This is a genomic window from Lysinibacillus sp. UBA5994, assembly GCF_002429725.1.
Taxonomy (GTDB): domain Bacteria; phylum Bacillota; class Bacilli; order Bacillales_A; family Planococcaceae; genus Lysinibacillus; species Lysinibacillus capsici.
The window spans coordinates 372,229-390,332 of sequence record NZ_DJAU01000012.1; the positions used below are offsets into that span (position 1 = coordinate 372,229).

The window sequence follows — 18,104 nt, forward strand, 5'->3', positions numbered from 1 at the left end:
GGTGTGGGCTTTGTTACTTCAGGTTCACAATATTTGTAAAAGCTATCGAAAGGGACGCCCAATATTAAATCATATTCATCTTACTGTAGGAAAAGGGGAAATAGTCGGATTAGTAGGAGAAAGTGGCAGTGGCAAAAGCACATTGGCCAAAGTAATTATGCAGCTAGAAGCTCCTGAAAAAGGGGCAGTATACTTTCAACAGCAACCAATAACCAAGCATCGTCGCGCAGCTTTTTACGACAACTGCCAGATTATTTTTCAAAATGCAACAGCCGCTTTAAATCCCATGTGGACTGTAAGGGACCTATTAAGAGAGCCGCTTCAGCATAAGCAACCTATAACGGACACCTATTTACAGACCATGCTGGAGAAGGTCAAGCTACCCACAGATATCTTACATGCCTTGCCCTCTGAGCTAAGTGGCGGAGAAAAACAGCGAGTTAATTTATTACGATCCCTTTTGGTCGAGCCACAATTAATCGTATGTGATGAAATTATTTCAAGCCTAGATCGCTTGATTCAACGAGAAATCGTTGATTTATTAAAGACCTTGAATAAAGAAAGGGCAATGGCCATTCTCTTTATCTCTCATGACTTAAAGGCTGTTTCCTATTTATGCGACCGTATTTATGTGATGAAGGCTGGAACCATTGTTGATGAGAGCAACAAAGAGAATAACAACTTTACCTTCACGGACAGTTATGCAAAAATGCTGTTTCAGGCAATGGATCATTGATTTGGCAAAACACTTCCTTGAATGGGAAGTGTTTTTTTATGAGTGAACTAGCGCAGCTAATTTTTCAGTGAACTCCTTAGATATTGTGTAGATCGTATGCGTATCCTCGACATGCATCAAACTACTGTTTTGCCCTTTATCACCTAACCAAAGATGATAGCCATATTTGTTTCCTGCCTTGTCCACTATTTGTACATCATATTCTGGCGAAGCCATATTGACAACACCCTCGTTTTTGACTGTTGTTGCAATGGCTTGTTGGAATAGTGTAAGTGATTCTTCATCCGTATATTCTTTAAAAAAATCAGTGTTCACCTTGTTAAATTTAGCACCAATAGAAATGCTGACCTTAGCTAATTCATCATCTGGTTTTTCATTACATCCTAGTAAAACAACGGCTAGTAGAGACACTAAGGCAACTATCATTATTCGCAACCACTCACCCCCTTTATAGGCTAAATAATACCACCATTTCCTGTCGTAGCTCTCACTTCTTTGTAATACATTAAATAAACGAGAGTGAAAGGGGACAGATAGTGGGCTTATTTGATGGATTGATCGGCAATGCAAGCGAGGTGAATTTAGAAAAACTCCAGGAGGAGGTCCATAATTTATTAATTCCAAACGAGACAGTCAAGAACGCCTATAAAATTATTAGAGACACGTTTATTTTTACCAATAAACGATTGATTCTCATTGATAAGCAAGGAGTGACTGGCAAGAAAACAGAGTATCATTCCATTCCCTATAAAAATATCGTTCATTTTTCAGTCGAAACAGCTGGAACATTTGATTTAGATGCAGAGCTTAAAATATGGGTGTCTGGCAGTCCATTACCGATTCAAAAAAACTTCAATAAGGCGACAAATATTTATAAGGTGCAAAGCGTCTTAGCACAGTATGTTTTGGGGACGTAATGAAGGTGCGAATAGTACGTGTGCACAACCAAAAGCCCGCAGATTTGCGAGGCTTTTCTGTCGTGCCAGGAAGGGGTCGGTGTAACGGATTTTAAATCAGCTTCATGATTACGGTAAGCTCGAAAATACTGTCAAGTGTAAATAAGAGCGCCTTGGCGAAGTCTTATTCAAATACAATCATTTCTCCGACTTCTTTAAACCCGAAGCGTTTATAAATATTTTTTCCATCCTCTGATGCCTGTAAGACTACGGGCTTTTGCTTATCGATTGTTTGACTGAGTAGGAATTGAAACATCTCACTGCCATAACCCTTGCCCCTATACGCATCTTTTGTCATCACATCATAAATCCCATAGCTATGTTTACTGTCGATTAATAATCCCGTAGCGATAGGTATTTCCTTTATACAACCAATAAACATGCGAGCATTTGATGCTAGTTTTTCCTGTGAGAATTGATGAAAGTAAATTTCTAATGCATCTCTTTCTGCTGTTTCTCCAAATAAACTTAGAAAAACTTCCTTATATTGTAGAAGCTCTTCCTTGTTACTTACTTCTGTGATGGTAAGATAATTGGAAATTCGTGGACCTGTGTGAAGTGTATGGTCAAGCTTCATCATCATATTTCGTTCAGCTTCCTGTAAATTGCAGTCTTTTATCAGTTGTAGCCAATCATCGCTTAGATAGTTGGCATCCACCCACGTGCTGAAGGGAAGTTTATTCACAATGAAATGATTAATCCTTTGTTTAAGATGATTTTCCTTATGAATTATAGGCGATTTCGCTACTAACAAATTAAATGTATCAGTTGGAATATTTGTATTGGCTATGACAAAATGAGCTTCCTCTATAATTTGTCCAGAAACGGCTCCAGTAAATAGTTTCATTTTTTCCTCTAAATTACTCGTTACTAATTGTTGACTTGTTTTCATATTTTTCATCCTTCCACTATTAGAAGTTCACTATCTTTCATTATAAAGTCAATGAAAGATAAAAAATACGCAGTTCACCTTTTTTATATCCCCCTCTAACTTTATTAGTAGTTTGGAAAATATTGTGATATTTGACTTTGGAAAAACACTACTTTACAATTGATTTTAGTAATCTAATAGGAATGTGCTTATACTCATTCCTATGACAACTGAATAACGTGTAGTAATAGGTGTAAATTGCGTGCAATTTGCTTAAAAGGGAAGTCGGTGTGAATCCGACACTGTCCCGCAACTGTAAATGTGAGCGACTTTTCAGCAACCACTGTCAAATGATGGGAAGGGGAAAAGTGGCGATGACCATGAGTCAGGATACCTGCCTGTTATGAGTACACACCATAAACCTACGAGGAATAGGAGGTGGCATGTTGACAAAACAGAATGCTCTGTTCGTCACAGTACGTCAAACGCCCATAGTAAATGAAAGGGTTCATAATCGAACTCGTTCACACATACTTAGGGTTTGTTTGGCATTGTGTGATGAAAGAAGATAAAATGAAGGATTTCCTCAAAAGTAGGGAGTCCTTTTTGTTTTGAAAATATGTACGCAAAGGGGATGCACGTATGACAAATATTCATGTAACGACAATGTTGGAAACGCCTTATGAAGATCTGAACATTTGTAAGCAACCACGCACAGAAGTTGCCAAGAAAGCGAAAACAAGAATGGTGGTCGAGTCTCTGATCGATCAATTATTAGCAACGAAGCTGATTCGCAATGATCGCTTCTTTGAGCAAATCTTATATAATAAAGAAATTATTTGGATACAAAATGGGGATGTGGACGGTCATCTTTTAGCGAAAGCAGCCATAGCAGATGAACTAAAAACAAAGACGAATAGTTTTATGATGTACATGCCGACCAATCCGATTGTCTATGAGGTCAACGGAGAAGCGTATCACTTAATTACGCGCATTGATTCTACACGCGCAAAGCCCAACCTCGACCGTCTATCATTGGAGCCAAAGCCTGTTTTAAGTGCTGCTCGTGTCAATGACTTATTATGCTCGATTGTCATGCGCTTTTACGAAACATATTTATATGATTTAGCATCTCATCATGACAAACTCATTGCATTTGTGCAGCAGGAATATGCCCAATTTATTGAAGCGGTGCAAGCGTTAAATGATTATCATTTCAACTGGCATCCACGTGGCAACGGTCACGAGCTTTTACTGCAATTAATTGATCATCTACAACTATTAAAAAGTCAACCTGGTAAGGTACTAATTGATTTTACGAACAAGCATGACTATGTAATAGTTGAACCCGCATATTTGTTGGACAATCCAACAAAGAAAGCTGTCGGTGCACTATAAAAACAAGCCCTCCATTTTTTGGAGGGCTTGTAATATCTTATGGCAGGGTAGAGATATATTGATGCCCAAGCAAGAAATACCCGCGCTAGAGCGATGGATACCCGTGGAAGCCGAGGAAATACCAGAAGTGCCCACCCTACAGGCAATGCATGGCTGCCTGTGCTTCTTGCCATGGAACCGAATATCCTTTGCCCTTAGCACAAAAAATACTAGAGGAACTATACTCAGGGTCGGCATTTTTATCATAGCCAATCTGTGCAATCACATCCTCTGTATTATGGCACACATCATAGCCATCAAATTGGAGTGTGAGTGCACCTTTCCCATTTGTATAGGCGGCAAAGGTTGTGCTGTAGCTCATTAAAGTGGCAACAGGTGCACGACCTGTTAGGATAACATCCGTTTCGGATAAAATCGGGTCATCGAACGTGCCAGCTGCTTGCTGAATATCAGTCATCATACGACCGATAAAGTCATTTGAAGCTTTCATTTTAAAGCGATAATAGGGTTCAAGTAGGACATTTTGTGCCTGCTCCAGCCCCTGACGCAGGGCACGGAAACTGGCTTCACGGAAATCTCCCCCCGATGTATGTTCATTGTGCCCGCGACCTGTTAGAAGTGTAAAATGAATATCTGTTACAGGGAAGCCTGTCAGTAGCCCATGATGGTCACGCTCAAACAGATGCTTTTCAACAAGGCGCTGATTGCCTACAGATAAATGATCGGCATGACAGGCATTGGTGAAGGTATTACCTGTTCCACGTGGATTTGGCTCCATTAATAAATGAACTTCTGCATAATGCTTGAGGGGCTCGAAATGACCATAGCCCGTTACGGTCGTCGCAATGGTTTCCATGTATAAAATTTGCGGCTCACCAAAGGAGACAGCTAATGAAAAACGCGTCATTAATACCTCTGTCAGGACCTCCAATTGAATGGCACCCATAATATGCACATGGATTTCCTGAAATTTTTCCTGCCAGACCACACGCAAGGACGGCTCTTCTGCTTCGAGTAAACGGAAAATCTGTAGCACTTCCTTGATATGCTGATCACCCTCATATTGAACCTTTGCCTGTAAGGTTGGGACAAGCTCATAGGGCTGTGATAGCATCGTTGTACCGATTCGATCCCCAATGTTTGCCTGGCTCAGTCCTTTGACAGCGAAAATTTCTCCTGCCTCTACCTGTTGAACGGTCTCAAAGCGACTGCCGTTATAAAGGCGAATTTCGGTCACTTTTTCTGTTACTTCGTCAAATGAAAATTCATCTCGTACATGCAACGAGCCTTTGGTTGCCTTCATAAAGGTTAAACGCTGGTGCCCATCATGACGAATCTTAAAAACCTCGCCCTCAAACGGGGCATCCTTGTCAAAATGGGAAGCCGTTAACAGCGGGAGCTGGTCAAGAAATTCCTGAATGCCCTCATCCTTTAAGGCCGAGCCAGCAAAGCAAGGGAAGGCACCTTCATTTTTAATCATTTCCTTTAATTGAGCAAGACACTGTTCATGCTCCAATGACTCATTTAGAAAGGCATCAAGCAATTTTTCGTCGCGCTCCGCCAGCCATTCCATAATATTATTTGATACATAGTCTGCTCGCAGTGGCTCATCGATGAACAAAACATGCTGAGAGCAATCTTTGCGAAGCTGTCTGATGACAGCCTCCATATTGGCACCCTCACGATCCATTTTATTGATAAAGAAGAAGGTAGGGACATGGTATTGACGTAAAAGTTGCCACACTGTTTCTGTATGGCCCTGTATCCCTTCGACAGCGCTAATGATAATAATGGCATAATCCATCACACGAATAGCACGCTCCATCTCAGGGGAGAAATCGACATGCCCTGGCGTATCAATCAATGTGTATGTATCATCGCCAATATTCATGCGCCCTTGCTCGGCAAATATCGTAATGCCTCGTCTGCGCTCTAGCTCATGATGATCAAGAAAGGTATCCTGATGATCAACTCGCCCCCGTGCTTGAATACTATTTGTATGAAAAAGCACTTGCTCAGAGAAGGTCGTTTTTCCTGCATCCACGTGCGCAAGTACACCTATTGTTTTGTACATAAGAAATCCTCGTTTCTATAGAATGCTATCTTTTTATTGTAACAGAATACTAGCTTCTATATTTCTTGTAAAATAGTTCGTCTTTATGTCAAAATAGTGCTAATATAATGATGATTATACTTTTAGTGTCATACTACTGATTGCGCGATAAATTTTCTTCTGCTAGTCTATCAATAGTATTGACCATTATAGAACGTATTGGTGCAAATGGCATTTGTCATTTGCTTAAAAGGGAAATCGGTGCAATTCCGATGCTGTCCCGCAACTGTAAATGGGGAGTCTATACAGCATGCCACTGTAGTGAAACTATGGGAAGGCGTATAGATGATGAACCTAAGCCAGGATACCTGCCAGTATGTATTTTTTGACTAAGAACCACGAGGATGGGGATAGTGATGAAGGTAATAATGATACCGTTATTTCACTATGCTACTCTCTTGGCGACAAGAGGGTTTTTTTATGCCCTTCCAACTACCTTAGTAGTAAAGAAGTCTCTGATTTCTTTCTATATTTTAACAGCAAAGGAGAAAAGGACATGAAGAAATGGAAAAGTATATGGCTGATGATGATCATTGCCTTGGTCGCTGTTTTAGGGGCTTGTAACGCAAAGGACAAAACGGAATCAGCTGCACAAGGTGAAAAGGTTGAGCCATCTGAGGCGGCAGCAGAAGTAACCATTAAAAATAATGACACAACTCAAACATATACGGAAGCACCAACAAAAGCGATTAGCTTAAATCAACATGTGACAGAAATTATGTTAGCACTTGGTTTAGAGGATTCTATGGTAGGGACAGCTTACTTAGATGATAAAATCTATGAACCACTGCAAGAGGCATACGATAAGGTCCCTGTTCTTTCCGATCAATACCCAACGAAGGAGCAAGTCATCGATGCCGAGGCAGATTTCCTATATGCTGGCTGGAAAAGTGGCTTTGGCGAAAAGGGTGTAGGCACACCAGAAGAGCTTGAAGAATTAGGCATCCATACGTATTTACATACGGCTTCCAACATGACAAAGCCAACAATAGAGGATATTTTCACTGATATTCGCAATATCGCGAAGATTTTCCGTATTGAGGATCGTGGCGAAGCTTTAATTGAGCAAATGACGAAAGATGTAGAGGCAGTACAAGCTAAATTACCAAAAGATAGCGAAAAATTACGTGTTCTTGTGTTTGATAGCGGTGAAAAGGATGTATTTACAGCTGGTCAAAACTTTATGAATGAGCTTGTGACAATCGCGGGTGGACAAAATATCTTTGGTGATGTGGAATCAGGCTGGACAACTGTGTCGAAGGAAGATGCAGTAGACCGCAACCCAGAGGTAGTTGTCGTGATTGATTACGGTGAAACAACGGCAGACCAAAAGATCCAATTCTTAAAAAATGATCCAGCCTTAAAGGAGATGGAAGCGGTCAAAAATGAGCGCTTTGTCATCCTGCCACTTTCAGCAGCGTCTGAAGGGGTTCGTGCGGCAGAGGCCATTGAAATTTTAGCAAAGGGCTTCTATCCTGAAAACTTTTAATCCATTCGAGCTAGCGTTTTTGCTAGCTCCTTTTTTATAAGGAGCGATAAAAATGAACGCATTTCAAAAAAATGTACCAGATCAAACATTTGAAACACTGAACCGTCATGGTGAGTTTACCCGTCTAGCCGTTAGCCCTGGCATTATTAATAAGCATTATACTCCTGCACAATTCCAAAAAATAGCCGAAATTGCTGGCGAAAAGGGGGCGATAAAATATTCTGCTTCCTATAGTATACTCGTATCCATACCAACGTGCGATGCCACGGAAGCGGTGCAAGCCTTACAGGAAGCAGGTCTTTATGTTGCTCCCTCTGGTTCAATCATAGCCATGAAGGCCTGCGATTTTTGTGATGGGGAGAAAATGGAGGCTGCTCCGATAACCGAACAGCTCTATCATGCCATAGAGGGGATGAAGGTACCTGCAAGAGTGCGTGTCAATATTAATGGCTGTGCATCAGCTTGCTACAATGCAGTCTATGATGATATTGGACTCGTTTACCAACAAGAAAGCTTTGATGTCTATTTAGGGGCAGTACCAATGGGAGCAAAGGCACAGGCTGGCACGTTATTCGCTAAGAGGGTAGACGTCACACAAATTGAAGATTTTTTACTGCACCTGATAAACCTTTATAAGGAGCATGCTCGCCCAAATGAGCCCTTTTATAAATTTTATCGCAGAACAAAGTCAGCAGAATATTGGGAACTAGTAAAAAATTCAATTAAATAGAGGAATATTACTTAGGGTGTCGAAGTATTGTAGTAAGGCACAGAAAATTACAATACAAAGGAGCAAGAACATGACATCGAAACAAGGGATTCAACCAGAAGATCTTTATCACTTAAAATCAGTAGCAGATCCACAGCTTTCACCAGATGGGACAGAGGTAGTTTATGTAGAGACTCGTATGGACGAGAAGAAAAATGACTATATATCGAATTTGTTTTACATAAACTTGAAGGACAAAACACCACAGCAATGGACATTTGGTGAAGATAGAACGAGTTCCCCTGTTTGGTCACCAGATGGCAGTCAAATTGCATTTTTGTCAACGAGAACAGGTAAGTCGCAAATTTATGTTCTTTCGAAAGCAGGTGGAGAGGCAAAACAGGTGACACATTGTAAAAATGGAGCGACCTCCCCTGTCTGGTCACCATGTGGCAAGAAAATTGCTTTTTCAGTCGTGCTAGGGAAAGATGAAACCATCCTAGATAAAGCGGAGGATGAGAAGAAAAAGGATAAAGAACTAAAGCCACTAGAAATCGAGAAAATGAAACACAAATCGGATGCTGGTGGATTTATTGATATGGAGCAGTTTACCCATATTGCCATTGTCAATGTGGCATCAGGAGAGCTAGAACAAGTGACAGAAGGCAAAGAGTACTGCCATCTGGGTACTTGGTCGCCAGATGGCAAATACCTTACGTACTTAGCAGATAAAGCGGAGGATTTAGATTTCTCATTTAATGTGGATATCTATTTATTGGAGTTAGAATCTAAGCAGAGTCACAAGCTAACAGAAGGTTCGGGTGCATATTACCAAACAGCTTGGTCTCCGAATAGTCGCTATCTTTCTTTTGTAGGTGGAGAACGTGAATTTGAAAATGCCACACAAGCAAAGCTTTGGATTTATGACATGGAGCAAAAACTACTAAACTGTGTAACAAGTGAATTTGATGCACCTGTTGGTGATTATGTCATCGGTGATTTCCTGCAAGGTGTAGCGTCACCACGTGTGCAATGGATGAATGATAATCATAGCTTCTACTTCCAAGTCACAGATCACGGCAATGCGGCGATTTATTACGGAAATGTAGATGGCGAAATTTACCCAGCTATCCATGATGATCAATATGTCTATGGCTTCTCACTTGATGCGCAAAACGATCAGGCTATTGCGGCTATTAGCACAACGACCAATCCAGGCGATCTGTTTTATGTGAACCTAAAAACAGGTGACAAAGAACAGTTGACGTCCATTAATGAAGATTTTTTAAAAACCAAAACATTAGCTGTTCCAGAGAGTATCGAATTTGAAGGTGCAGAAGGCTGGAAGGTCAATGGCTGGATTATGAGGCCAGTTGGCTATGAAGCAGGGAAGAAATATCCTCTCATTCTTGAAATCCATGGTGGTCCGCATGCAATGTATGGCAATACCTACTTTAATGAATTCCAAATCCTTGCTGCACAAGGCTTTGCAGTGCTTTATACGAATCCGCGTGGTAGTCATGGCTATGGCCAAAAATTTGTGGATGCAGTACGTGGCGATTATGGTGGTAATGATTATGCGGACTTAATGGCAGCGGTAGACTACGCTCTGGAGCACTATGATTTTATTGATCAAGATCGTCTAGGTGTAACTGGTGGAAGCTACGGTGGTTTTATGACCAACTGGATTGTGGGCCATACAAATCGCTTTAAAGCAGCTGTGACGCAGCGCTCCATTTCGAACTGGATTAGCTTTGCTGGTGTCAGTGATATCGGCTATTACTTTACAGACTGGCAAATTCAAGCAGGACTCGATGATATAGAGAAGCTATGGCATCATTCGCCACTGAAGTATGTAGACAAAGTGGAGACACCATTATTGATTTTACATGGTGAAAAAGACTATCGTTGTCCAATTGAGCAGGCAGAGCAATTGTTTATCGCCTTAAAATATCGTAAAAAACAAACAAAGTTCGTGCGTTTCCCTGAGGCGAATCATGAACTTTCAAGAAGTGGAAAGCCTACATTACGAATTAATCGACTTGAATATATCCGTGATTGGTTTGTGAAATATCTATAATCGGGTGGCCTAAGAAGAGAACAGTCTTCTTAGGCTACTTTTAATAGAAAGGCTCTGTTTGTTTATAACGTTTCAATCTTTTGGAGTCTTTATTGTAGAGATACCGAACCTCCTTAGGTAGAATCAACTTTTCCTTACATAAAAAGAATCACACCTTGGTGTGATTCTCGATTGGTTAGTCGATTTTCTGGATGAACACGACCTTCAGATAATTAAATTCAGGGTATTCACGTGGTACACGGAAATCCTTCGGTAAACCGTATTCCTCGACAATTTTATAGCGTGTACGAGTCTCTTTAAATGCTTGGTCAATAAAGCCTTTGAACTTTTTCATGCCAAAGCTGGCATTATTTGTGGAAGCCACGATGATGCCGTTTTTAGCGGTAATGGCAATCGTGTCCTTTAGTAATTTAGGGTAGTCCTTTGCCGTTGAAAAGGTCATTTGCTTCGTACGTGCAAAGCTAGGTGGGTCTAATACGACAAGGTCAAACTGTAAAGCATGGCGTTGTGCATATTTAAAATAATGGAAGACATCCATGACTTTTATATCCTGTGCCTCATAATCAATATGATTGACACTAAATTGCTCAATCGTTTTGGCTAGACTGCGCTTTGCCACATCTACACTCGTTGTCTTGATGGCTCCTCCTAGAGCGGCTGCCACAGAAAATGCTCCTGTATAGGAAAATGTATTCAGCATGTCTGTATTGTTGGCATAACGCTCACGAATAGCCAATCGTACCTCACGTTGATCGAGGAAAATCCCTGTCATGGCGCCATCGTTTAAATGCACCGCATAGGTCATACCATTTTCCTTCACCATGATAGGAAATTCTCCTGGCGTGCCCATTACAAAATCATCTTGCTCGATATATTGTCCTTTGCTATCAAAGCGTTTTTTCTCATAAATCGCTTGGTAGTCTACTGTCTCAGCAAGCGCCTCATACACCACTTCTTTAAATGAGTAAATGCCCTCACTATACCAGCTTACCATGTAGTAGCTGTTAAAAAAATCAATCGTAAGACCGCCGATGCCATCTCCTTCACCATTAAACACACGAAAGGCTGTTGTGTTTTCATTGCTAAAAAATGCAGCACGTTTGTCGATGGCTTTTTTGAATTTTTTTATAAAAAAAGCTTTATCAATTGTTTCATTCGTATCGGTCGTTAGCACCCAGCCAATCCCTTTGTTTTGGATGCCGTAGTAACCTGTTCCAATAAAACGGTTATGATGATCCATGAGCCTGAGGAGTGTTCCTTGCTCAGCAGGTAAACGTCGTGCATCAACCGCATCCTTTGAAATAAGTGGGAAGCCTTTTTTTAATTGATCAGAAAAGGGCTGTTGTATTTGTAGAGCTATTGTTTGTGTCATAGTGTCATCCTTTAAAAAACGTTTTGCTCTATTATCGCACTGTTTGCGCGGGATAGCCAAACTTATTTCAGGAATTGCGCAATTTTTGTCACGGTTTCAATCGTTGCTTCTTCAAAATAATTCATTTTACTGAAATAACTATGGATTAAACCTGGCATTGTAATATGTTTCACTACCACACCAGCAGCCTTTAACTTTTGTGCATAGCTTAGACCCTCATCAAAGAGAACATCTGCCTCTGCAGCTATAATGAATGTTTTCGGCATGTTACGGACTTCCTCTAGCTGAAGTGGGGACACAAGTGGATTTGTGAAGTTTGCTTCCTCTGTATAGTGATGAGAGAACCACTGCATGGCTTGTGTATCTAAGCCGTAATCTTCACCATATGCCAAATAAGATACTGTTGAAAAATCGACATTTGTGACAGGATAGATGAGTGTTTGAGCGTGTAACGATGGTCCCTCGAGTGCAGTAGCTAAGTATGCAACCACAGTAGCCAAATTTCCGCCAGCACTGTCCCCAGCAACTGATAATCGACTTGCATCGCCACCTAAGGCTTCCATATGATCGTGCACCCATACTAAGCTATCGTAGGCATCATGTAAGGGTGTTGGGAAAGGATATTCAGGTGCTAAGCGATAATCCACTGATACCACAATCGCCTGTGCCTGGTCTGCTAATAACTGGCAGCCTGCATCGACAGATTCTAGATTGCCATAGACCCAGCCTCCACCATGATAATAAACAATAACAGGTAATGTTTTACCGAGAACGGGCGTATAAAGCCGAACTGTAATTTGTTCGCCATCTCGCACTGTAATTTTGTGATCCTCAATGGATGCTAGCTTCGGTTTGTGTGCAGATTGCCATTGTGTAACCGTACGCATGGCTCTCGCTTCCTGAGGTGAAACTTTGTAATAAGGTGTACCAGTACGCTGAGCTTCTAGATATTGAACAGCTTCTTTTCTTAAAGTTATCATCTTCATCATTCCTTTATTGAGAGGTTTGTTATTCCTATTATAAACTATTCATATAATTTTACTAGGATTTAGGTGTAACAAATGTTTATTTATTTAAAAATAGGTGAAATAAGCGCATTATGTTTATAATAAAAGGGACGAAAGTATTTGGAGGGACAGTATGATTTCTTTAATTGTGGCACATGATGACAATCACGTCATCGGATATAACAATGGGATGCCTTGGCATTTACCTGGGGATCTGCAGTATTTTAAACAAAAAACAATGGGCAAGCCTATGATTATGGGACGTAAAACATTTGAATCCATCGGTCGACCACTTCCAGGGCGACGCAACATCGTCATTACTCGTGACGAAAACTATCAGGCAGAAGGCATTGAAATTGTGACTAGCTTGGAAGGTGCTTTAGCGCTAGCTGGAGATGTACCTGAGGTGATGATTATTGGCGGCGAGCAAATTTTCCGTTTAGTGATGGAGATGGCTAATCGCTTGTATATCACAAAAATTAATCATGCCTTTCAGGGAGACACCTATTTCCCGAGCTATGAGCAAGATTTTGTTCAAGTCTCTTCAGAGGAGCCTGAAACAGCACCAGAAGGTTATACATTCCAATATCAAATTTTTGAACGTAAATAATCGAAAAAGCAATCGCTCCCTTCACAATGAGCGATTGCTTTTATTATAGATAAAAATAAACACACGCATACATGGAGGCACAGCCAGCTAGCACAAAGAGATGCCAGATTGCATGGTTAAAGGGCAGAGAGCGCCATGCATAAAAGATGGCTCCAATCGTATAGAATAGCCCACCTGCTAGCAGTAAAGCAAAGCCATGTAAACCTAAATACAGATAAACGGGCTTAATGGCAAATATAATTATCCAGCCCATGCCAATATAAAAAATTAATGAAAGTACTTCAAAGCGATTAATAAAGAAACATTTAAACAATACACCAAGCACAGCCAATGACCAAATAATACATAGTAGCGTCAATCCAAGGGAACCACCAACGGCAATTAATAAAAATGGCGTATAGGTGCCGGCAATTAAAATATAAATGGACGAATGGTCCAAAATAGCGAAAAAGTGTTTATATTTTTCTGGCATACTGTGTAGTAATGTAGACATTAAAAACAGAATGATGACAGACGCACCGAAAATGCTGAAGGTTGTAATATGTAGGGCATTTCCTGTTTGTACAGCTGCTAACAGTAGAACAACCAGTGCTGGAATACTAGCAATGAAACCAATACCGTGTGTTATGGCATTCCACAGCTCTTCCCTCCATGATTTATAGTCAAATGAATCAACCATTTGAAACACTCCTTTCGTTCATACATTTACTATACCCCAATAATTTATAGATGAACATTTACATTTGTCATATAGTTCATATCAAAAATGTCATAAGCCTGTCATATTCTTTGAGGGGCATTGATAGACAAGAGGTAGGTGAAAACGCTATAGTATCCAAGGTAGCGTTTACATGCTAGCTAGGACAGAGCTTTGCCTAATGACAAATGTCATGTTTACATAATGATTCATTAGTCTATATAATAAATTTTAATGAAGTAAAAGGATGTGTCGAAGTGAGACGAATTCATATAGTAACGGACTCAACTTGTGATTTAACAAAAGAAGAAGTAGCACAACATGGCATACATATCGTGCCTTTAACGATTCAAATTGATGGTCAAACATATACAGATGGAGTGGACTTAGAGCCACAATCTTTTTTAGGCTTAATGAAAAATGCAAAAAATTTACCGAAAAGTTCACAACCAGCACCAGGTAAATTTAAGGAATTATATGATGAGCTCGGTAAAGATGGCGATCAAATTATCTCCATCCATATGACTGGTGGTATGAGTGGCACAGTAGAATCAGCTCGTCAAGCAGCTCAAATGACAGATGCCGATGTGACAGTCATTGACTCACGCTTTATCGCGATTGGTTTAGCTATCCAACTACGAGAGGCCATCCGCATGCGAGATGAAGGCGCCACTGTGGAGGACATCGTAGCACGTTTAGAAAAGGTACGAGACAATACACATTTATACGTTATTGTAGACACGCTCGAAAACTTAATCAAAGGCGGTCGAATTGGTAAAGGCACAGGCTTTATCGGTTCCCTCCTAAACATCAAAGTCATTGCCAACCTTGAAGGTGGCGTATACAATCCTGTGTCAAAGGTACGTAGTCATAAACAAGTAGTTAATTTTTTATTTAAACAATTCCAAGCAGATACAGCTGGAAAAACAGTTAAGGCAGTCGGCATTTCCCATGCAGATGGCCTAGTAACGATGGGCAACCCATTAAAAGCGCTGATCGAAGAAACTGGCTTTAACGATGTTGAAATTGCCTTTACATCTCCAATCATCTCGACACACACAGGTCCAGGAGCAATTGGTTTTATTTATTTTGCAGAATAACTGGAAGGAGCTACTACATAAGTAAATGTAGTGGCTTTTTTATTATGCGTGGATCACCTAGCAGGATGAGCGGATTATTCAAAGATGAGCAGTTTTTGTTTAGCTGTGATCAGTTTTCGACTAACTATGAGCGTGAGCGGCTTTAAATAGTAATCGTGTTGAACAGTAGCTTCAATCAAACAGTGATCACGTTGCCACCAAAAATAATCAGACATCCTACTAATTATCATCCCTTCTGCATAAAGGCACACTGTATAAACACACATTTTTCCATACATACACCTGAGGAAATTTGGCAAGCACACAAAATTATGGAGAACTAAGGGGAAGTCACTTTTCATTGCGGCATGAACTATTCTATAATAGAAGTAATAGAAAGGGATGGAAGGTGGTCAAATGGACATTTGGCGATTTATGTTGTCATGTTTGACCGTCTTTGTACTAAGTGGTTGTGCAATATCAATCGATGAACCGAATCCGCAAGCAGAACCTGAAGGTGAGCAAGCAGGAACGGAGCAAGATATACCGCAGGATGAGCAACAAACAGAAGATGAGGAAAAAACATCTAAGAATATGTTGACGCAAATTTTTGAACATTTTTTTGAGCCATCAGCAGAGGATTTATCGCAAATTGATGAAGAACAAGCAAAGCAACTACATTACTTGGCACTGGGAGATTCGTTGACAGATGGTGTCGGTGATGAGTATAGTCAAGACGGTTATGTTGGAAGATTAGCAGATTCATTGCTCGCATGGCCTTCGATTTCGGATGTAGAGGTTGATAATCGGGGCAAACGTGGCAGACGCAGCGATCAGCTACTAAAATTAGTGAAAAAAGGGCATTATGATGAGGAGCTGCAAGAAGCACAGCTAATTTCCTTAACAATGGGTGGCAATGATGTCATGAAGGTCGTCAGGCAGGATTTATTTAACCTGAAACGTGATGCTTTTGATAAGGAATTACTAGCATACAAGGAACGTTACAGCAAAATCGTAGAAGGCATTCGTGCTAAAAATCCGACAGTGCCCTTATTACTCATTGGTTTTTACAATCCATTTTCGATTGTAACCAATGAGGCGAATGAATTTGATACGATTATCACAGAATGGAATAATGTGATAGAGGAAGTAGCCAGCAAGGATTCCAATGCTTGTTACGTATCAGTAGAAGATTTGTTTGATTCAAATGAAGAGCTCGTCTATCATACAGACTTTTTCCACCCGAATGCAAAGGGGTATGAAAAAATGACAGAGCGTATACTAGCAGCAATGGAGCAGTGTGGTATGGAAAAAAAGATTAACAAGGCAATAGGCTTCGAGGAGTGACAAAATGAATAAATGGAAAGTCGCGTTTTTCGCCTTAGCGGGCACAGTGCTTTTTGCAATCCTCCTCGTCGTTTTTTTAGCAACTAGACCAGTGGATGGCGTCCATGTTGCGAAGAGTTCAGCAGGTGAAAGTGAAAGCAAAGGAAATGTACTCGTGGTGCAAACCACAACAAAGGAATTAGAATCGATCTCAAAAAAATACCTAAAGGATGCAGCGAAAGGCTCACCTTTACCACTTGATTTCACAATTGGGGATGATATTCAACTACGTAGCACACTGACGGTATTCTATACGGAAATCCCCATTTCCATGAATTTTGATCCTATTGTGGATGACAAGGGGAATATTATTTTAAAACAGACAGGCATGAATGTAGGGTTATTAAACATTCCACCAGAAACGACAATGAAAATCATGCGCGATTCGGTGGAATTTCCCTCATGGATTACCGTGAATCCGAATAAAGCAGAAATATATATTGATTTATCGCGCATTAACATTGCCTCTGGTTCACGTGTACGTGCTAAAGAGTTGGACTTACCAAAGGATAAAATCTTATTGGAAATTATTGTTCCTGGTGAATAAGGAGTGAAATAAATGACAAAGCAATATGCAACATTTGCGGGAGGCTGTTTTTGGTGTATGGTCAAGCCCTTTGACGAAACACCTGGGATTGATTCCGTAATCTCAGGCTATACAGGTGGACATGTTGTAAATCCTACCTATGAACAGGTTTGCTCGGAAACAACAGGGCATGTGGAAGCTGTACAAATCACATTTGATGATGAGTTATATAGCTACGAGCAGCTACTTGCGATTTATTGGACTTTAATTGACCCAACAGATGCAGGGGGTCAATTTTACGACCGTGGAGAATCCTACACAACGGCCATTTTTTATCATAACGAAGAACAGCGTGAGCTAGCTGAACGTTCAAAGTCAGATTTACAAGCGTCTGGCAAGTTTGATAAACCAATTATGGTAAAAATTTTACCAGCCACTACGTTTTATCCGGCTGAGGATTATCATCAACAGTATTATAAGAAAAATCCAATGCACTATGAGCGCTATTCGATTGGATCAGGTCGTCGAGCGTTTCAGGAGCAACACTGGGGGAACAATCATGAATAAGGAACAACGTTTAAAAGAACTAACAGAGATGCAATACTATGTCACACAGGAAAATGGCACAGAGCCACCATTCCGTAATGAGTTTGATGACCATTTTGCAGAAGGCATCTACGTAGACATTGTGTCTGGCAAGCCTTTATTCAGCTCACTCGATAAATACAACTCAGGCTGTGGCTGGCCAGCCTTCACAAAGCCGATTGAAAAAGAACAGGTAACCGAGCATTTCGATACATCTCACGGTATGCGTCGTGTGGAGGTACGCAGCAAAGAAGCGGATTCGCATCTAGGACATGTCTTCCCAGACGGCCCAAGTGAGCAAGGTGGCTTACGCTACTGCATAAACTCAGCAGCGCTTCGATTTATCGCAAAAGAAGATTTAGAAAAAGAAGGCTATGGCGAATACCTAGCACTATTTAAATAGTAAAAACCTAGCAAGGTAGCTCCTTGCTAGGTTTTTTTTATGGTCATGAGAAACAGCAGATTAGAAGGATAGAAATCTAAAAGTGGA

General features: G+C 40.7%; 19 protein-coding genes and 2 riboswitches. Of the genes, 12 read left to right on the top strand and 7 right to left on the bottom strand.

Going from position 1 to position 18,104, the window contains the following annotated elements; translation table 11 throughout:
* Position 1: 1 nt before the first annotated feature.
* Positions 2–736 carry an ABC transporter ATP-binding protein gene (locus B3D98_RS04560; RefSeq protein ID WP_288581007.1) on the top strand — a complete coding sequence of 245 codons (735 nt, stop codon included), beginning with the start codon at positions 2–4 and terminating at the stop codon, positions 734–736.
* Positions 737–772: 36 nt separating this feature from the next.
* On the opposite strand, the gene B3D98_RS04565 is transcribed toward B3D98_RS04560, so the two are convergent.
* A complete protein-coding gene (locus B3D98_RS04565; protein ID WP_233436423.1) occupies positions 773–1,162 on the bottom strand; it encodes a hypothetical protein in 390 nt (129 codons plus the stop codon).
* Between the two features lie 110 nt (positions 1,163–1,272).
* Between B3D98_RS04565 and B3D98_RS04570 the strand changes: the two genes are divergently transcribed.
* Positions 1,273–1,653 (top strand): PH domain-containing protein, encoded by a 381-nt coding sequence (locus B3D98_RS04570; protein WP_048395723.1) that lies wholly within the window; start codon positions 1,273–1,275, stop codon positions 1,651–1,653.
* A 163-nt stretch (positions 1,654–1,816) separates the two neighbouring features.
* Here B3D98_RS04570 and B3D98_RS04575 read toward each other — a convergent pair whose 3' ends face one another.
* Entirely contained in the window at positions 1,817–2,584 is a 768-nt protein-coding gene (locus B3D98_RS04575) for a GNAT family N-acetyltransferase (protein WP_288581011.1), read from the bottom strand.
* A gap of 211 nt (positions 2,585–2,795) precedes the next feature.
* Positions 2,796–2,979: riboswitch (cobalamin riboswitch) on the top strand.
* Between the two features lie 226 nt (positions 2,980–3,205).
* Between B3D98_RS04575 and B3D98_RS04580 the strand changes: the two genes are divergently transcribed.
* Positions 3,206–3,961, top strand: a complete 756-nt coding sequence (locus B3D98_RS04580; RefSeq protein WP_288581013.1) for a hypothetical protein — start codon at positions 3,206–3,208, stop codon at positions 3,959–3,961.
* A 136-nt stretch (positions 3,962–4,097) separates the two neighbouring features.
* Here the strand turns inward: B3D98_RS04580 and B3D98_RS04585 are convergent, their stop codons facing one another.
* Complete coding sequence (locus B3D98_RS04585; RefSeq protein ID WP_259950681.1) at positions 4,098–6,035, bottom strand: elongation factor G; 1,938 nt, start codon at positions 6,033–6,035, stop codon at positions 4,098–4,100.
* 182 nt (positions 6,036–6,217) lie between these two features.
* Positions 6,218–6,404, top strand: a riboswitch (cobalamin riboswitch).
* A gap of 166 nt (positions 6,405–6,570) precedes the next feature.
* On the opposite strand from B3D98_RS04585, the gene B3D98_RS04590 reads away from it, so the two are divergent.
* The 3 genes from B3D98_RS04590 (at position 6,571) to B3D98_RS04600 (ending at position 10,352) form a co-directional block, all read left to right on the top strand.
* Positions 6,571–7,563, top strand: coding sequence for an ABC transporter substrate-binding protein (locus tag B3D98_RS04590; RefSeq protein ID WP_259950682.1), 993 nt, complete (start codon positions 6,571–6,573; stop codon positions 7,561–7,563).
* A 52-nt stretch (positions 7,564–7,615) separates the two neighbouring features.
* The gene (locus B3D98_RS04595; RefSeq protein WP_259950683.1) at positions 7,616–8,293 is read left to right on the top strand and encodes a precorrin-3B methylase; all 678 of its coding nucleotides are present in this window, start codon (positions 7,616–7,618) and stop codon (positions 8,291–8,293) included.
* Between the two features lie 70 nt (positions 8,294–8,363).
* Positions 8,364–10,352 (top strand): S9 family peptidase, encoded by a 1,989-nt coding sequence (locus B3D98_RS04600; protein ID WP_288581020.1) that lies wholly within the window; start codon positions 8,364–8,366, stop codon positions 10,350–10,352.
* A 175-nt stretch (positions 10,353–10,527) separates the two neighbouring features.
* Here B3D98_RS04600 and B3D98_RS04605 read toward each other — a convergent pair whose 3' ends face one another.
* Both B3D98_RS04605 and B3D98_RS04610 read right to left on the bottom strand, forming a co-directional pair.
* Entirely contained in the window at positions 10,528–11,724 is a 1,197-nt protein-coding gene (locus tag B3D98_RS04605) for a class I SAM-dependent rRNA methyltransferase (protein ID WP_288581023.1), read from the bottom strand.
* Between the two features lie 62 nt (positions 11,725–11,786).
* On the bottom strand, positions 11,787–12,704 hold the full coding sequence (locus B3D98_RS04610) for an alpha/beta hydrolase (protein WP_115674430.1): 918 nt from the start codon (positions 12,702–12,704) through the stop codon (positions 11,787–11,789).
* 160 nt (positions 12,705–12,864) lie between these two features.
* On the opposite strand from B3D98_RS04610, the gene B3D98_RS04615 reads away from it, so the two are divergent.
* On the top strand, positions 12,865–13,341 hold the full coding sequence (locus B3D98_RS04615) for a dihydrofolate reductase (protein WP_115674431.1): 477 nt from the start codon (positions 12,865–12,867) through the stop codon (positions 13,339–13,341).
* 43 nt (positions 13,342–13,384) lie between these two features.
* Here B3D98_RS04615 and trhA read toward each other — a convergent pair whose 3' ends face one another.
* Positions 13,385–14,020, bottom strand: a complete 636-nt coding sequence (gene trhA / locus B3D98_RS04620) for a PAQR family membrane homeostasis protein TrhA (protein WP_288581030.1) — start codon at positions 14,018–14,020, stop codon at positions 13,385–13,387.
* Positions 14,021–14,295: 275 nt separating this feature from the next.
* Here trhA and B3D98_RS04625 point away from each other — a divergent pair, with 275 nt between their 5' ends.
* Positions 14,296–15,138 carry a DegV family protein gene (locus B3D98_RS04625; protein WP_036080608.1) on the top strand — a complete coding sequence of 281 codons (843 nt, stop codon included), beginning with the start codon at positions 14,296–14,298 and terminating at the stop codon, positions 15,136–15,138.
* 74 nt (positions 15,139–15,212) lie between these two features.
* On the opposite strand, the gene B3D98_RS04630 is transcribed toward B3D98_RS04625, so the two are convergent.
* Entirely contained in the window at positions 15,213–15,353 is a 141-nt protein-coding gene (locus B3D98_RS04630) for a hypothetical protein (RefSeq protein ID WP_288581033.1), read from the bottom strand.
* A gap of 181 nt (positions 15,354–15,534) precedes the next feature.
* On the opposite strand from B3D98_RS04630, the gene B3D98_RS04635 reads away from it, so the two are divergent.
* Genes B3D98_RS04635 through msrB form a run of 4 tightly spaced genes read left to right on the top strand, consistent with a single transcriptional unit; the run spans position 15,535 to position 18,017 of the window.
* Positions 15,535–16,464 carry a GDSL-type esterase/lipase family protein gene (locus B3D98_RS04635; RefSeq protein WP_227744879.1) on the top strand — a complete coding sequence of 310 codons (930 nt, stop codon included), beginning with the start codon at positions 15,535–15,537 and terminating at the stop codon, positions 16,462–16,464.
* Positions 16,465–16,468: 4 nt separating this feature from the next.
* Positions 16,469–17,050, top strand: coding sequence for a YpmS family protein (locus B3D98_RS04640; RefSeq protein ID WP_048395694.1), 582 nt, complete (start codon positions 16,469–16,471; stop codon positions 17,048–17,050).
* A gap of 12 nt (positions 17,051–17,062) precedes the next feature.
* Positions 17,063–17,596 (top strand): peptide-methionine (S)-S-oxide reductase MsrA, encoded by a 534-nt coding sequence (gene msrA, locus B3D98_RS04645; RefSeq protein ID WP_288581039.1) that lies wholly within the window; start codon positions 17,063–17,065, stop codon positions 17,594–17,596.
* Positions 17,589–18,017 carry a peptide-methionine (R)-S-oxide reductase MsrB gene (gene msrB, locus B3D98_RS04650; RefSeq protein WP_048395692.1) on the top strand — a complete coding sequence of 143 codons (429 nt, stop codon included), beginning with the start codon at positions 17,589–17,591 and terminating at the stop codon, positions 18,015–18,017. Before msrA ends, msrB begins: the two co-directional genes overlap by 8 nt.
* Positions 18,018–18,104 lie beyond the last annotated feature (87 nt).

Bases quoted from the DNA above. Each gene is read 5' to 3' on its own strand.
- B3D98_RS04575 (WP_288581011.1), bottom strand. From the start codon at position 2,584: ATGAAAACAAGTCAACAATTAGTAACGAGTAATTTAGAGGAAAAAATG.
- B3D98_RS04595 (WP_259950683.1), top strand. From the start codon at position 7,616: ATGAACGCATTTCAAAAAAATGTACCAGATCAAACATTTGAAACACTG.
- B3D98_RS04580 (WP_288581013.1), top strand. From the start codon at position 3,206: ATGACAAATATTCATGTAACGACAATGTTGGAAACGCCTTATGAAGAT.
- B3D98_RS04640 (WP_048395694.1), top strand. From the start codon at position 16,469: ATGAATAAATGGAAAGTCGCGTTTTTCGCCTTAGCGGGCACAGTGCTT.
- B3D98_RS04610 (WP_115674430.1), bottom strand. From the start codon at position 12,704: ATGATAACTTTAAGAAAAGAAGCTGTTCAATATCTAGAAGCTCAGCGT.
- B3D98_RS04630 (WP_288581033.1), bottom strand. From the start codon at position 15,353: ATGTCTGATTATTTTTGGTGGCAACGTGATCACTGTTTGATTGAAGCT.
- B3D98_RS04635 (WP_227744879.1), top strand. From the start codon at position 15,535: ATGGACATTTGGCGATTTATGTTGTCATGTTTGACCGTCTTTGTACTA.
- B3D98_RS04605 (WP_288581023.1), bottom strand. From the start codon at position 11,724: ATGACACAAACAATAGCTCTACAAATACAACAGCCCTTTTCTGATCAA.
- B3D98_RS04565 (WP_233436423.1), bottom strand. From the start codon at position 1,162: ATGATAGTTGCCTTAGTGTCTCTACTAGCCGTTGTTTTACTAGGATGT.
- B3D98_RS04590 (WP_259950682.1), top strand. From the start codon at position 6,571: ATGAAGAAATGGAAAAGTATATGGCTGATGATGATCATTGCCTTGGTC.
- B3D98_RS04600 (WP_288581020.1), top strand. From the start codon at position 8,364: ATGACATCGAAACAAGGGATTCAACCAGAAGATCTTTATCACTTAAAA.
- msrA (WP_288581039.1), top strand. From the start codon at position 17,063: ATGACAAAGCAATATGCAACATTTGCGGGAGGCTGTTTTTGGTGTATG.
- B3D98_RS04615 (WP_115674431.1), top strand. From the start codon at position 12,865: ATGATTTCTTTAATTGTGGCACATGATGACAATCACGTCATCGGATAT.
- B3D98_RS04585 (WP_259950681.1), bottom strand. From the start codon at position 6,035: ATGTACAAAACAATAGGTGTACTTGCGCACGTGGATGCAGGAAAAACG.
- msrB (WP_048395692.1), top strand. From the start codon at position 17,589: ATGAATAAGGAACAACGTTTAAAAGAACTAACAGAGATGCAATACTAT.
- trhA (WP_288581030.1), bottom strand. From the start codon at position 14,020: ATGGTTGATTCATTTGACTATAAATCATGGAGGGAAGAGCTGTGGAAT.